13 protein-coding genes and 2 tRNA genes are annotated in these 14295 nt (G+C 69.0%); 10 read left to right on the top strand and 5 right to left on the bottom strand.

Annotated elements, in window-relative coordinates:
• Positions 1-83 precede the first annotated feature (83 nt).
• A complete protein-coding gene (locus tag AC3AGO_RS17765) occupies positions 84-740 on the top strand; it encodes an FMN-dependent NADH-azoreductase (RefSeq protein WP_487821193.1) in 657 nt (218 codons plus the stop codon).
• Between the two features lie 142 nt (positions 741-882).
• On the opposite strand, the gene AC3AGO_RS17760 is transcribed toward AC3AGO_RS17765, so the two are convergent.
• Positions 883-969, bottom strand: a tRNA-Leu gene (locus AC3AGO_RS17760).
• Between the two features lie 318 nt (positions 970-1287).
• On the opposite strand from AC3AGO_RS17760, the gene AC3AGO_RS17755 reads away from it, so the two are divergent.
• The 6 genes from AC3AGO_RS17755 to pknB all read left to right on the top strand — a co-directional run bounded on the left by AC3AGO_RS17755 (position 1288) and on the right by pknB (position 9337).
• On the top strand, positions 1288-2103 hold the full coding sequence (locus AC3AGO_RS17755) for an FHA domain-containing protein (protein ID WP_487821192.1): 816 nt from the start codon (positions 1288-1290) through the stop codon (positions 2101-2103).
• Positions 2104-2113: 10 nt separating this feature from the next.
• Positions 2114-2635 carry an FHA domain-containing protein FhaB/FipA gene (locus AC3AGO_RS17750; protein WP_487821191.1) on the top strand — a complete coding sequence of 174 codons (522 nt, stop codon included), beginning with the start codon at positions 2114-2116 and terminating at the stop codon, positions 2633-2635.
• Between the two features lie 67 nt (positions 2636-2702).
• Positions 2703-4280, top strand: a complete 1578-nt coding sequence (locus tag AC3AGO_RS17745; protein WP_487821190.1) for a Stp1/IreP family PP2C-type Ser/Thr phosphatase — start codon at positions 2703-2705, stop codon at positions 4278-4280.
• Between the two features lie 14 nt (positions 4281-4294).
• The gene (locus tag AC3AGO_RS17740) at positions 4295-5695 is read left to right on the top strand and encodes an FtsW/RodA/SpoVE family cell cycle protein (protein WP_487821189.1); all 1401 of its coding nucleotides are present in this window, start codon (positions 4295-4297) and stop codon (positions 5693-5695) included.
• A 34-nt stretch (positions 5696-5729) separates the two neighbouring features.
• The gene (locus AC3AGO_RS17735; protein WP_487821188.1) at positions 5730-7196 is read left to right on the top strand and encodes a peptidoglycan D,D-transpeptidase FtsI family protein; all 1467 of its coding nucleotides are present in this window, start codon (positions 5730-5732) and stop codon (positions 7194-7196) included.
• 152 nt (positions 7197-7348) lie between these two features.
• Positions 7349-9337, top strand: a complete 1989-nt coding sequence (pknB, locus tag AC3AGO_RS17730) for a Stk1 family PASTA domain-containing Ser/Thr kinase (RefSeq protein WP_487821187.1) — start codon at positions 7349-7351, stop codon at positions 9335-9337.
• Between the two features lie 92 nt (positions 9338-9429).
• Here pknB and AC3AGO_RS17725 read toward each other — a convergent pair whose 3' ends face one another.
• Entirely contained in the window at positions 9430-9981 is a 552-nt protein-coding gene (locus AC3AGO_RS17725) for a helix-turn-helix domain-containing protein (RefSeq protein ID WP_487821186.1), read from the bottom strand.
• A 129-nt stretch (positions 9982-10110) separates the two neighbouring features.
• Here AC3AGO_RS17725 and AC3AGO_RS17720 point away from each other — a divergent pair.
• Positions 10111-10183: transfer RNA gene (locus tag AC3AGO_RS17720), tRNA-Ala, on the top strand.
• A 69-nt stretch (positions 10184-10252) separates the two neighbouring features.
• On the opposite strand, the gene AC3AGO_RS17715 is transcribed toward AC3AGO_RS17720, so the two are convergent.
• Complete coding sequence (locus AC3AGO_RS17715) at positions 10253-11182, bottom strand: PrsW family intramembrane metalloprotease (protein WP_487821185.1); 930 nt, start codon at positions 11180-11182, stop codon at positions 10253-10255.
• A gap of 147 nt (positions 11183-11329) precedes the next feature.
• Positions 11330-12043: a DUF5324 family protein gene (locus AC3AGO_RS17710; RefSeq protein WP_487821184.1), complete on the bottom strand. Its 714-nt coding sequence runs from the start codon at positions 12041-12043 to the stop codon at positions 11330-11332.
• A 212-nt stretch (positions 12044-12255) separates the two neighbouring features.
• On the opposite strand from AC3AGO_RS17710, the gene AC3AGO_RS17705 reads away from it, so the two are divergent.
• Positions 12256-12783 (top strand): peptidylprolyl isomerase, encoded by a 528-nt coding sequence (locus tag AC3AGO_RS17705; RefSeq protein ID WP_487821183.1) that lies wholly within the window; start codon positions 12256-12258, stop codon positions 12781-12783.
• An 88-nt stretch (positions 12784-12871) separates the two neighbouring features.
• Entirely contained in the window at positions 12872-13732 is an 861-nt protein-coding gene (locus AC3AGO_RS17700) for a rhomboid family intramembrane serine protease (protein ID WP_487821182.1), read from the top strand.
• Between the two features lie 264 nt (positions 13733-13996).
• Here the strand turns inward: AC3AGO_RS17700 and crgA are convergent, their stop codons facing one another.
• Complete coding sequence (gene crgA, locus AC3AGO_RS17695) at positions 13997-14254, bottom strand: cell division protein CrgA (protein ID WP_487821181.1); 258 nt, start codon at positions 14252-14254, stop codon at positions 13997-13999.
• Between the last annotated feature and the right edge of the window lie 41 nt (positions 14255-14295).

The following is a 14295-nucleotide window of genomic DNA, read 5'->3' as shown; positions in this document are numbered from 1 at the left end:
GAGTGCAAAAAAGTAAGTACCTGTGTTATCAATAGGAGCGAACACAGTTTCACCCACTTACCTCGTCTAGGGAGTGACCTCACATGGCCACGCTGCTGCACATCGACTCGTCCGTCTGGCCCCGGGAAGGCTCCGCCTCGCGCGACGTCGCCGCGTCCTTCCGCGAGACCTGGGAGGCCCAGCACCCCGACGGCACCGTCATCTACCGCGACCTGGCCGCCGAGCCGCTGCCGCACCTGGACACCACCGCTGCCGCCGCCGGCTTCACCCCCGCCGAGCAGCACACCCCGGAACAGGCGGCCGCGTACGCGCTGCGCGACAAGCTGGCCGCCGAGCTGGAGCAGGCCGACGCGGTGCTGATCGGCGCCCCCATGTACAACTTCTCGATCCCCTCCACGCTGAAGGCGTGGCTGGACCAGGTGATCATCATGGGCCGCACCATGGGCGGCGAGAGCCCCTCGGCCGCCGGCACCCCGGCCACCGTCGTGGCCAGCCGCGGCGGCGGCTACGCGCCGGGCACCCCGCGCGAGGAGTACGAGTTCGTGCAGAGCTACCTGTCGAAGCTGCTCGGCGAGGGCGGCCTCGGCCTGGACGTCGAGTTCGTCGTCCCGGAGCTGACGCTGGCCCCCAGCACCCCGGGCATGGAGTCGCTGATCGAGCTCGCCGAGACCTCCCGCACCCAGGCGCACGAGCAGGCCGCGTCCCGCGCCAAGACGCTCGCGTCGCGCCTCGCGGCCTGACCCCGCGGCACCGCTCCGCCGGACCGCCCGGACTGACACCCCGTCAGCCGGCGGTCCGCCCCGGAGCCGGCCGGACAACTTTCCGGACAGCCTCCGGACACACGAAGAAGGCCCCCTCCGCATAAGAGGGGGCCTTCTTCTGTGGTGCGCGAGGGGGGAGTTGAACCCCCACGTCCTTTCGGACACTGGAACCTGAATCCAGCGCGTCTGCCTATTCCGCCACTCGCGCAACGAGTGTGTCCGCCGGTCCGTGCTGGCCCCTGCTGACGTTGAAAACACTAGCACGCGGCCAGGGGTGGGATCACATCCGTTCGGCCAGCGCTCTGCGAGACACTGACCACAGCCCCCTACGATCCATGCGAGGGTGTGACGGCGGCTCACGGCGGTGTGAGGGGTGACACTCCAAGCACCCGCCCCCGGCGGGGAACCAGCCGTTTTCCCCGCGCGTGGATACGATCAGTAAGCAGTACCGCAGGGCGGCTCGCGCGCGCCCAGGCGACACTGGGAGCCGCACTAGAGGCGACGGCATCTGGGAAGGAGGTGCATCGTGGGAGTTCTGAAGCGCTTCGAGCAGCGACTCGAGGGTCTCGTCAACGGCACCTTCGCGAAGGTGTTCAAGTCGGAAGTGCAGCCCGTGGAGATCGCGGGAGCCCTGCAGCGTGAGTGCGACAACAACGCGACCATCTGGAACCGCGAGCGGACAGTCGTGCCCAACGACTTCATCGTCGAACTGAGCGCACCGGACTACGAACGGCTCAGTCCGTACTCCGGCCAGCTCGGCGACGAGCTCTCCGGCATGGTCCGCGAATACGCGAAGCAGCAGCGCTACACCTTCATGGGCCCCATCAAGGTCCATCTTGAGAAGGCCGAGGAGCTCGACACGGGGCTCTACCGGGTACGCAGCCGTACCCTCGCCGCCAGCACCTCGCAGCAGCGCGGAGGCAGCGGCCAGGACGGCGGGCACCAGGCACAGGCGCAGGCCCAGGCACCGGGCGGCTACCCGCCGCCCCCGTCCTCCGCGCCGCCGCCGCCCGGATACGCCCCCGGCGCCGCCGGCCCCGGGGGACCGCTGCCGCATGCGGAAACCCGGCGCTGGATCGAGATCAATGGCACACGCCACCAGATCTCCAAATCGACTCTGGTGCTCGGACGCAGCACCGAGGCGGACGTACGCATCGACGACCCGGGCGTCTCCCGGCGCCACTGCGAGATCCGCGCAGGCAGCCCTGCCTCCGTCCAGGATCTCGGGTCGACGAACGGAATCGTGGTGGACGGGCAGCACACAACGCGCGCTACGCTCCGCGACGGCTCACGCGTCGTCGTGGGCAACACCACGATCATTTACCGGCAAGCCGAAGGGTGAAGCGGGGGCAATGTCAGAGCTGACCCTGACGGTCATGCGGTTGGGTTTTCTCGCCGTACTGTGGCTGTTCGTCATCGTCGCCGTGCAGGTCATCAGGAGCGACCTGTTCGGCACCCGCGTGACCCAGCGCGCGCAGCGGCGCAACGAAGGACAGCGCCCGCAGCAGCAGCGCCAACAGCCGCAACGCCAGCAGCAGAACGCCGGACGGCGCGGCGGCCGGGGCGGCAGCGGACGCAACGCACCCACGAAGCTCGTGGTGAGCGAGGGGTCGCTGACCGGCACCACGGTCGCGCTCCAAGGACAGACCATCTCCCTGGGCCGGGCGCACGACTCCACCATCGTGCTGGACGACGATTACGCCTCCAGCCGGCATGCCAGGATCTACCCGGACCGTGACGGCCAGTGGATCGTCGAGGACCTCGGGTCCACCAACGGCACCTATCTCGACCGGACCCGACTCACCACGCCGACGCCGATCCCGCCCGGAGCGCCGATCCGCATCGGCAAGACGGTCATCGAGCTGCGGAAGTAGTTACAGACATGACGACCGGAGGGTGGGCATCGTGCGGATGTACCCGGAGCCGACTGGCGAGGTGCGCATGAGTCTGTCGCTGCGCTTTGCCGCCGGATCACACGACGGCATGATCCGCGAGCACAACGAGGACTCCGGCTACGCCGGACCGCGGCTGCTCGCCGTCGCCGACGGCATGGGGGGCCAGGCGGCGGGTGAGGTCGCCAGCTCCGAGGTGATCTCCACCATCGTCCAGCTCGACGAGGACATCCCGGGCTCCGACCTCCTCACCTCCCTCGGCTCCGCCGTGCAGCACGCCAACGAGCAGCTGCGCGTGATGGTCGAGGAGGACCCGCAGCTGGAGGGCATGGGCACCACGCTCACCGCGCTGCTGTGGACCGGACAGCGACTCGGCCTCGTACACGTCGGCGACTCCCGCGCGTACCTGCTGCGGGACGGGCAGCTCACGCAGATCACACAGGACCACACCTGGGTGCAGCGCCTCGTCGACGAGGGCCGGATCACCGAGGAAGAGGCCACCACCCACCCGCAGCGCTCCCTGCTGATGCGCGCGCTGGGCAGCGGCGACCACGTGGAACCGGACCTGTCGATCCGTGAAGTACGCGCCGGCGACCGCTACTTGCTCTGCTCCGACGGACTGCCCACCGTCGTCAGCCACCAGACCATCGAGGAAGCCCTCGGCAGCTACCAGGGCCCGCAGGAGACCGTGCAGGAGCTGATCCAGCTCGCCCTGCGCGGCGGCGGCCCCGACAACATCACGTGCATCGTCGCGGACGTCGTCGACGTCGACGGCGACGACACCCTCGCCGGGCAGCTCAACGACACCCCGGTCGTGGTCGGCGCCGTGGCCGAGTCGCAGAACGGACTCGGCGACGGCATCGGCGCCATGGCCACCCCGGCGGCCCGCGCCGCCGAACTCGGCCGCGGCGGGCAGGGCGTGCCCCCGCAGTCCGGCGGCTCCTCCCCGGAGGGCTTCGGCCCGCCCGGCAGCGGCGACGTCACACCGCCCGGTTCGTACGGTGCCTACACCGACGAGGACTTCACCAAGCCGCGCCGCGCCAGAAGAGCCTGGCTGCGGCGCTCGCTGTGGATCGTCCTCGCGCTCGCCGTCATCGCCGGCGGACTCTACGGCGGATACGCCTGGACCCAGTCGCAGTACTACGTCGGCGCGAACGGCAAGCACATCGCGCTCTACCGCGGCATCAACCAGGAACTCGCCGGCGTCAGCATGCACTCGGTCTACCGCGACAACCCCGGCATCGAACTGAAGTACCTGCCCGTCTACCAGCGCAACCAGGTCCAGCAGACCATCGCCACCGGAAGCCTCGACGAGGCCGAGGACAAGGTGACGGAACTGGGCGAACAGGCGCAGGTGTGCAAGGTCGTCGCCGAGCAGAAGCAGCAGACGCGCGAAGAGAACAAGAAGAAGGAAGAGCAGAACAAGCCCAGCGACGCCCGCAAGGACACCGGCTCGACGAACGGCGGCACCAGCAGCGGTACGACTGCCGGGACGGGCACCGGAACGGCCGGCCCGGCCGCCTTCACCACCGACCACGACACTCGCCAGAGCACCAGCTCTCCGTCTCCCGGCCCCCGGTTCACGGAGCGACAGCAGGAGCTCGCTCAGCAGTGCACCGCGCCATAGGGGGCTTCAGGGGCATGAGCAACATCAACACCGGCAGTACCACCACGGTCTCTCCAGGGGGGCTTCCCAGCAGGCGCAACACCGAGCTGGCGATGCTCGTCTTCGCCGTGCTCATCCCGGTCTTCGCCTACGCCAACGTCGGCCTCGCGAAGGACGGTTCGATCCCCGCGGGGATGCTCGGCTACGGCCTCGGCCTCGGCCTGCTCGCCGGCGTCGCGCACCTCGTGGTGCGCCGCTGGGCCCCGTACGCGGACCCGCTGATGCTGCCCATCGGGACGTTGCTCAACGGCCTGGGCCTGGTCTTCATCTGGCGGCTCGACCAGGAACCGAGCATCACCACCGACCAGACGGGCGGCGCCGCGGCACCGACCCAGCTGATGTGGTCCACCCTCGCCGTCGCCCTGTTCGCCGCCGTACTGATCTTCCTCAAGGACCACCGCGTCCTGCAGCGCTACACCTACATCTCGATGGCCACCGCGCTGGTCCTGCTGGCAGCGCCGATCTTCTTCCCGGCCAAGAACGGCGCCAAGATCTGGATCACCATCCCCGGTCTCGGCTCCCTCCAGCCCGGCGAGTTCGCGAAGATCATCCTCGCGGTGTTCTTCGCCGGCTACCTGATGGTGAAGCGCGACGCGCTCGCCCTGGCCAGCCGCCGTTTTATGGGCATGTATCTGCCCCGCGGCCGCGACCTCGGACCGATCATCGCGATCTGGGCGCTCAGCCTGATGATCCTCGTCTTCGAGACCGACCTGGGCACCTCGCTGCTCTTCTTCGGCCTCTTCGTCGTGATGCTGTACGTCGCCACCGAGCGCACCAGCTGGATCGTCTTCGGCCTCACCCTCTCCGTCGTCGGCGCCGTCGCCGTCTCCACCTTCGAGCCGCACGTCCAGGGCCGCGTCCAGGACTGGCTCGACCCCATGCAGGCGTTCAAGGACGGCTCCGAGCAACCCGCCCAGGCACTCTGGGCGTTCGGCTCCGGCGGCACCCTCGGCTCCGGCCTCGGCCAGGGCTACTCCCGCCTCATCGGCTTCGCCGCCAAGAGCGACTACATCTTCGGCACCGTCGGCGAGGAACTCGGCCTGTGCGGCACGATGGCGATCCTGCTGATGTACGGGCTGCTCGTCGAGCGCGGCATCCGCACCTCCCTCGCGGCCCGCGACCCGTTCGGCAAGCTCCTCGCCGTCGGCCTCGCCTCGGCCTTCGGCCTCCAGGTCTTCATCGTCGCCGGCGGAGTCATGGGACTCATCCCGCTCACCGGCATGACGCTCCCCTTCATGGCGCAGGGCGGCTCCTCCGTCGTCGCCAACTGGGCGCTCGTCGCAATCCTGTTGAAGATCAGCGACACCGCACGCCGCCCGGCACCGGCACCTGCGCCAAATCCCGACGCAGAGATGACTCAGGTGGTCAGACCGTGACTGCTCAGGGACCGGCCTCACGAGGTGAACTCAAGTGAACAAGCCCCTGCGACGGATCTCGATCTTCTGCGGGATCCTCGTCCTCGCCCTGCTGCTCCGGGACAACTGGATCCAGTTCGTGCGGTCGGACGAGCTCAAGACCGACCCGAAGAACCGCCGTGTCGCCATCGCGCGCTACTCCCAGCCGCGCGGCAACATCATCGTGGACGGCAAGGCCATCACGGGCTCGGCCGAGACCAAGGGCAGCGACTTCAAGTTCAAGCGCACCTACAAGAACGGCAGGATGTGGGCGCCGGTCACCGGCTACGCCTCGCAGGCCTTCGGTGCGACCCAGCTGGAAGCGCTCAACGACGGCATCCTCACCGGCGACGACGACCGGCTGTTCTTCAACCGCACCATCGACATGCTGACGGGCAAGCCGCCGAAGGGCGGCAACGTCGTCACCACGCTGAACGGCAAGGCCCAGAAGGCCGCGTTCGACGGGCTCGGCGACAAGAAGGGCGCGGTCGCGGCCATCAACCCGAAGACCGGCGCCATCCTCGCGCTGGCCAGCACCCCCTCGTACGACCCGTCGGACTTCGCGGGCAACGGCAAGTCCGACACCAAGGGCTGGTCGAAGTACCAGAAGACCAACGACCCCGAGGACCCGATGCTCAACCGGGCCCTGCGGCAGACCTACCCGCCCGGCTCCACCTTCAAGGTGGTCACCGCGGCGGCCGGCCTGGAGAGCGGCAAGTACGACCTGGACTCGGGCACGGACTCGCCGGACCCGTACCAGCTGCCGCTGTCCTCCACGCCGCTGGGCAACGAGGGCAACATCCCCTGCGAGAACGCCTCCGTCCGGCAGGCGCTGCGCTACTCCTGCAACACCGTCTTCGCGAAGATGAGTGACGAGATCGGCGCGAAGGCCATGCAGAAGCAGGCCATGAAGTTCGGCTACGGCAACAAGGAGCTGGACACCCCGACCCGCGCCGCCGAGAGCGTCTACCCGAAGGACGACCGCCCGCAGAACGCGCTGGGCGGCATCGGACAGGGCAGCAACCGCGCCACCCCGCTCCAGATGGCCATGATCCCGGCCGCCGTCGCCAACAACGGCAAGCTGATGAAGCCGTACATGGACGACAAGCTCGTCGCGCCCAACCTCAATGTGATCGAGCAGACAAAGCCGGAGGAGCTCAGCCAGCCGGTCTCCTCGGAGAACGCGCAGAAGCTCCAGCAGGGCATGGAGACCGTGGTGAAGGAAGGCACAGGAACCACCGCACAGATCCCCGGCGTCACCGTGGGAGGCAAGACGGGTACCGCGCAGCACGGTGAGAACAACAGCGAGAATCCGTACGCGTGGTTCATCTCGTACGCCAAGGGAGAGGACGGCTCCTCTCCCGTCGCCGTCGCCGTGGTCATCGAGAGCTCCACCACATCGCGCAGCGAGATCGCGGGAAGCAAGCTCGCCGCCCCGGTCGCGAAGGACGTGATGAAGGCCGTGCTCGACGGACAGCAGTGACGGTGCACGACAGTTCGGCTTGACCGCACGAGCAACTACGGGTGACCCCGGTCACCGCGGACCCCCGGGAACGGACGGGTACCGTATGCCGAGCAGCACACCGCCGTGCCGTACACCGGATACGGACCGGACGAACGGAGAGGCTGGAGACTATGGAAGAGCCGCGTCGCCTCGGCGGCCGGTACGAGCTGGGCTCTGTGCTCGGCCGCGGTGGCATGGCCGAGGTGTATCTCGCTCATGACACCCGCCTGGGCCGGACCGTCGCGGTCAAGACACTCCGCGTCGACCTGGCCCGTGACCCCTCGTTCCAGGCCCGCTTCCGCCGTGAGGCCCAGTCGGCAGCCTCGCTGAACCACCCGGCCATCGTCGCGGTCTACGACACCGGCGAGGACATGGTGTCCGACGACTCGGCGGGCGCCGGATCCTCCGGTGTGTCCATCCCGTACATCGTCATGGAGTACGTGGACGGCTCGACCCTCCGCGAACTGCTGCACTCCGGCCGCAAGCTGCTGCCCGAACGCGCGATGGAGATGTCCATCGGCATCCTCCAGGCGCTCGAGTACAGCCACCGCAACGGCATCGTGCACCGCGACATCAAGCCCGCGAACGTGATGCTGACCCGGAACGGCCAGGTCAAGGTCATGGACTTCGGCATCGCCCGCGCCATGGGCGACTCCGGCATGACGATGACCCAGACCGCCGCCGTCATCGGCACGGCCCAGTACCTCTCGCCGGAACAGGCCAAGGGCGAACAGGTCGACGCCCGTTCCGACCTGTACTCCAGCGGCTGCCTGATCTACGAACTGCTCACCAACCGGCCGCCGTTCGTCGGCGACTCCCCGGTGGCGGTCGCCTACCAGCACGTACGGGAAGAGCCCCAGCCCCCCAGCGCCTTCGACCCCGAGATCACGCCCGAAATGGACGCGATCGTGATGAAGGCGCTGGTCAAGGACCAGGACTACCGGTACCAGTCGGCCGACGAGATGCGCGCCGACATCGAGGCGTGCCTCGACGGGCAGCCCGTCGCGGCCACCGCCGCGATGGGCGCCGTCGGCTACGGCGGCTACCCGGAGGACCAGCCCACCACCGCACTGCGCGCGCAGGAGGGCCAGACCTCCATGCTGCCGCCGGTCGGTGACGACGACGGCTACTACGACGACGGCCGCGGCCGCCGCCGGCAGCAGAAGAAGAGCAACACCTCGACGATCCTGCTGATCATCGCGGCCGTTCTGGTCCTGATCGGCGCCATCTTCGTGGGCAAGGCCCTGTTCGGCAACGGCACTTCGGACAAGGTCGAGGTGCCGCAGATGGCCGGGCAGACCTTCAGCGACGCGAAGACGCTCGGCGAGAACGGCGGCTTCAAGGTCACCAAGGGCGGCACCCGCTACTGCGAACAGCCCAAGGGCACCGTCTGCACCACCGACCCGGCCAAGGGCACCAAGATCGAGCGGGACCAGACGGTCACCCTCAACATGTCCAAGGGCGCGGCCCCGGTCTCCGTACCGTCCGTCACCAACAAGCGCTTCGCCGAGGCCAAGCAGGAGCTGGAGACCGCCGGCTTCACCGTGAAGCAGGAGACCGCCGAGTCCGCGGACGCCGAACCCGGCACCGTCACCGACCAGGACCCGGGCGGCAACGCCAAGGCCAAGAAGGGCTCCCAGGTCACCCTGACCGTCGCCACCGAGGCCAAGATCAACGTCCCGGACGTCGTCGGCAAGAGCTTCGACGAGGCCAAGACCGCGCTGGAGGCCGAGGGCTTCTCCGTCGCCAGGAAGGACGTGGAGGCCCCGGACAAGGCCGCCGACGAGGTCACCGCGCAGAGCCCGGAGGGGCAGACCCGGCACCCGAAGGACACCCAGGTCACCCTGACCGTGGCCAAGGCCCCCGAGGACCAGCCGGCGACCGTCCCGGACGTCACCAACCAGAAGCTCAAGGACGCCACGAAGGCGCTGGAGGACGCGGGCTTCACCGTCGGCGACATCACCGGGCCGAAGGGCGACGACGCGGTCGTCATGACCACCACCCCGCCCGCCAACGCCCAGGGCAAGAAGGGCGACGAGATCGGCATCACCACCCGTCCGGGAGGCCCGGACGAGGGTGACGACGGCGGCGGCATCTTCGGCGGCGCGTTCGGCCAGTAAGCCGCAGGACACACAACGACGGGCGGCCCGGAGTGAGTTGGCTCACTCCGGGCCGCCCGTCGTTGTGCCGGGAGGAGCGGTGCGGAGACGGTTCAGCTCTGGTGCGACTCGTAGTGTTTGACCGCGTCCGAGGTACGCCCCGCCCCGTACACCCGCAGGAACTCGGCCAGTTCCGGGTGGGAGCCGGCGAGCGTGGACGACGCGTCGAGGATGTCCGCCGCGTCCGAGACCGAGCGCAGCAGTGCCTGGATCTCCCGCACGACGCGCTTCACCGGGGTCTGCGAAGCACCGGAAGTCGCCCCCTGCTGCGTGTTGTTCAGCACACTGCCCCCCGCCGTGCGCCGCACCTCGTCCATCCGCGACGTGGCGTCCGCCGCGCTCACTTCCCCCCGCGCGACCTCCGCCGCCAGCTCCTGGAGCGCCTGAACACGCTGGACCACGGCCGGATTTCCGATCTTTGCACGCTGGCCGCTCATCAGCTGCGACAGCATGGGAGCGGACAGTCCGAGCACACTCGCGAGCCGGGCCTGGTTGAGTCCGAGATCCTCGATCAGCCTGCGGAAGAGGGTCCCCAGCGGCTCCCCGTACCACTGGCTCTGCAGGTCTCTCGCCTTCGCCGTGGCTTCCTGCTGTGCTGCGTCCATCACGTCTCCCCTGGACTCCCCATGTCACTTCGCTGACGCGAACTTGCCGTGCATCCTACGGAGACCGACCGGCGCGGGGCGATACCCGGTCGGAATTCCTCCGCCGGAGCCGGTATTGTTGTGCCGGACGGGGCCTTAGCTCAGTTGGTAGAGCGCTGTCTTTGCATGGCAGATGTCAGGGGTTCGACTCCCCTAGGCTCCACACACGGAAAGCGGCTCCCCCTCGGGGGAGCCGCTTCTCTGCTTTCCGGGGGCCGCGCCCGCAGCCCGACTAGCCCTCCACCGGCCGCGGTTCGGGCCGACGCACCATCGAGAAGAGCCAGCCCAGCGCAATCGCCGTGATGACGATCCAGCCGGCGATCTGCAACGCGAAGAACAACTGCACCTGCCCCTCGGAGGGCCGCGGCAGATACCCGTACCGCAGCAGCCCGCCCTCCAGCGGGTCGCCGGTCAGCCGCAGCGTCAGCATGACGGCGATGCCGTGCATCGAGTCCCACAGCGCGTGCAGCACCGAGACCCCCACGTACGCGCCGAGCAGCCCGCCCGTCACCCGCGGCCGCCCCGTACGCCCCGCCGTCGCGAACAGCACACCGCCCAGAATCGCCGTCCACAGCCCGTGCCCGAACGGCGACAGCAGCCCCCGCAGCACCTCCGTCTGCACCAGGTCCGCGAGGGAGAGCCCGTGCACCGTCACCAGCGCGGTCAGCGCGTACCCGGACGACTCCAGCGCCGCGAAACCGAAACCGACCGCCGCACCGAGGATCAGCCCGTCCCTGCGCGTGTAGCGCGGCATGTTGAGCGCCACCAGCCACAGCGCCGCCAGCTTCACCCCCTCCTCGATGAGACCCACCCCCACATACATCCACACCGAGGGGTTCAGGAAGTACGTCTCCAGCACCGAGGCGCCCAGCACCCCCAGTGTGCCGCCGACGAGGAACGCGGCGAGCAACACCCGCGCCGTCACCGCGGAATGCGGCCCGCTGTGGTCGAAGGCCCACGTGACGAACGTGACCGGGACGAGGAAACTCCCCAGGAACACCAGCGTGGGCAGCAGATTGGCGTTGCCGGTGGCGAACGTCGCGGCCACGGTCAGCAGCCACAGCACCAGCCCCAGCACGAAGACGAGCAGCCAGGTCCTGCGCCCGGCCCGGACCTGCGACGCGGCCTCCGCGGGCCGCTCTGCGCTGTACGGAATGCTCACCCTGTACCTCCCTGAACCGGCAGCACTCCGGACAATTACATGCATTCCGGGCGCACTTCGCCATGCGGGAGCACACAGACGAGGGCCGGCGGTCCCCTCCGGGTCCGCCGGCCCTCGCAGTTCAACGGGCGTCCACCGCCCGGCTTGTCAGCGTTCGCGGCGCTCGTCGGCCTCCGCCTGCTTGGCCTCGACCTCGGGGTCCAGCCCCTGCCCCGACGGCGCCTCGGCCGAACCGTCCACCGACGTCAGCGGAGCCCGGTCCACCTCCGTGGCGGCCGGCGGCTCCACCAGCCAGTCCGGGTTCGCCTGCTTGTCCCACCAGCGCCAGGCCGCGTACGCCCCGCCCGCCAGCAGGCCCAGCACCCCGAGCCGCTTCGCGAGCCGGCCCGTACGAGCCCGGCGGGCACGGCGGCGCGACAGCTTGTCGATCTCCGCCGGGCTCACCTCGCCGCGCAGCGCCGCCAGCGCGGCCGTACCGCGCGACGCCGCCTCCTCCTTCGCGGGACCCGCGGCGGCACGCGCGTCGGCGACGGCGTGCTCGATCCGCGGAGCGGCGTAGTCCCCCGCCTTCCTGGCCGCCTTCCGGGTGCGCTTGGCGGCACGGGTCGCCGCCTTGTCCCACTCCGGGGGCAGCTGCTGGCGGGCCTGGGCGATACGCGGGACGACGTGCTGGTCGTACCCGTCACGAGCCTGATGCGCGGCGTGCGAGACCTTCGGCCCCAGCCGGGCTCCCGCCTCGTGCGCGTAGTGCGTGGCGGTGCCCCTGGCGGTTTCTGCGTAGGGCGCCACCACCTCAGCCGCGTGCCGCACGCTCTCCTTGGCGCTCCCGGACGCGGCGCGCACACTGTCGATGCGGGTCACGGGTTCCTCCTCTTGGTGGCGTGTTCAATCAGGATTCGGAGGCTCGCCTCCGACAAGTCACTGTGTCGCTTTCCACCCGTTTAGAAGATCATGCCTGGTTGTCCCCCTCCCAGCATGCCAAGGACGCGCAATGGGGGCATCGGACGCGCTCGTCCCAATCAGCGTCCGTGGGAGGATCGGGGGAGTCAACGCAGACCGATGGAAGGTAGATCGTGGCCGAGCAGCTTTACGCCACCCTGAAGACCAATCACGGCGACATCGAGATCCAGCTGTTCCCGAACCATGCGCCGAAGACGGTCAGCAACTTCGTCGAGCTCGCCGAGGGGTCGCGCGAGTGGACACACCCGGCGACGGGCCAGAAGTCCACGGACAAGCTGTACGACGGCACGGTCTTCCACCGCGTGATCAGCGGCTTCATGATCCAGGGCGGTGACCCGCTGGGCAACGGCACCGGCGGCCCCGGCTACGAGTTCGGCGACGAGTTCCACCCCGACCTGGCCTTCGACAAGCCGTACCTGCTCGCGATGGCCAACGCGGGCCCCGGGACCAACGGTTCGCAGTTCTTCGTCACCGTGTCGCCCACCGCGTGGCTCACCGGCAAGCACACCATCTTCGGCGAGGTGGCCACCAAGGAGAGCCAGCAGGTGGTGGACGCCATCGGCAAGACCGAGACCAACCCGCGCACCGACCGCCCGGTGCAGGACGTCGTCATCGAGTCGGTCGTCATCGACCGCCGCTGAACCGGCCGCCGGTACGGGGAACTGTTCCGCCCCGCTCATCCGTACGACAGGTAGGGATGAGCGGGGCTGAAATGTGGAGGGGACCGAGATGGAAGAGCAGCACCAGCCACAGGAGCCACAGCGGCCCGTGGCGAGCTGCTACCGGCACCCGGGTCGGGAGACCGGCATCAGCTGCTCCCGCTGCGAGCGGCCGATCTGCCCCGACTGCATGATGACGGCCTCCGTCGGCTTCCAGTGCCCGGAATGCGTCAAGGGCGGTTCCGGGACCGGACATCCGGCGTCCGCGAACCAGCCCCGTACGCTCGCGGGCGGCACCCTGACGTCCGACCCGCGGCTGGTCACCAAGGTCATCCTCGGGCTCAACGTCGCGGTCTACATCGGCGTCCTGGCCCTCGGCGACCCGTTCGTCGCCGACCTGCTCATGTTCGGGTACGGCGTCCAGGACGGGCAGTGGTACCGGCTGCTCACCTCGGCCTTTCTCCACCAGGAGATCTGGCACATCGCGATGAACATGGTCGGCCTCTGGTTCCTCGGGCCGCCCCTGGAGAGCGCGCTCGGCAGGATCCGGTTCAGCGCCCTCTACGTGCTCTCGGCGCTCGGCGGCAGCGCGCTCACGTATCTCGTCGCCTCACCGTTCCAGGGTTCGCTCGGCGCCTCCGGAGCGATCTTCGGACTGTTCGGTGCGACGGCCGTGCTGATGCGCCGGCTCCAGTACGACATGCGTCCGATCCTGGTGCTGCTGGCGGCCAATCTGGTCTTCACGTTCATGTGGTCGGGCATCGCCTGGGAGGCGCACATCGGCGGCCTGGTGACGGGCGCCGTGATCGCGTACGCGATGGTGCACGCGCCGCGGGAGAAGCGGACGCTCGTGCAGTACGGCACCTGCGGGCTGATGCTGCTGGTGATCCTCGCGGTGTGCGTCGTCCGTACCCTGCAGCTCACGCCCTGACGGACCGTCCGACAGGCTGCTGACGGGCCTGCGCGGGGCGCGTTGCCGCAAGTTGTCCACAGCGTCCCCGGGGATCTTGTGCATGACGGGGAACGCGCGTACGGACACGCTCGGACATACGTTTTGCCTGCAAGATCGGGGTACACCCGGCTCAGCTGAGCAGGCCGCCAATCACACCGGCGTCAACCGGCGCAGAGTTATCCACAGATCTTGTGAAGTTTTCCAAGCCTGTGGATCAGCCTGTGGATAACTCTGCGGCCGACGCTATTTCCACTGCGTGGAGACCACGAAGCCGGCGGCGATGAAGCCGAAGCCGGCCACGATGTTCCAGTTGTGCAGAGCGCTGATGGGCAGCGTCCCCTTGGTCACGTAGAACACGACGATCCACGCGAGCCCGAGGCCGAACAGCGTCAGCATCAGCGGCGCCACCCACCGGCGCCCGCCGCCACCGAGATCGATCTCGGTCTTCTTCTCAGGCGGAGGCGTGAAGTCTTCCTTCTTGCGGATCCGTGACTTCGGCACGAGAGACTCTCCTGTCGATGCGCTTCGTGACCGCCCTGTGA

The sequence above is a fragment of the Streptomyces sp. BL1 genome (genome assembly GCF_057628045.1).
Note: the sequence above shows the minus strand (reverse complement) of the source record. Positions and strands in the feature narration are given on the sequence as shown.

Excerpts from the sequence above, each read along its gene's own strand:
- AC3AGO_RS17765 (WP_487821193.1), top strand. The coding sequence starts at position 84 with ATGGCCACGCTGCTGCACATCGACTCGTCCGTCTGGCCCCGGGAAGGC.
- AC3AGO_RS17750 (WP_487821191.1), top strand. The coding sequence starts at position 2,114 with ATGTCAGAGCTGACCCTGACGGTCATGCGGTTGGGTTTTCTCGCCGTA.
- AC3AGO_RS17745 (WP_487821190.1), top strand. The coding sequence starts at position 2,703 with ATGAGTCTGTCGCTGCGCTTTGCCGCCGGATCACACGACGGCATGATC.
- AC3AGO_RS17740 (WP_487821189.1), top strand. The coding sequence starts at position 4,295 with ATGAGCAACATCAACACCGGCAGTACCACCACGGTCTCTCCAGGGGGG.
- pknB (WP_487821187.1), top strand. The coding sequence starts at position 7,349 with ATGGAAGAGCCGCGTCGCCTCGGCGGCCGGTACGAGCTGGGCTCTGTG.
- AC3AGO_RS17725 (WP_487821186.1), bottom strand. The coding sequence starts at position 9,981 with ATGGACGCAGCACAGCAGGAAGCCACGGCGAAGGCGAGAGACCTGCAG.
- AC3AGO_RS17700 (WP_487821182.1), top strand. The coding sequence starts at position 12,872 with ATGGAAGAGCAGCACCAGCCACAGGAGCCACAGCGGCCCGTGGCGAGC.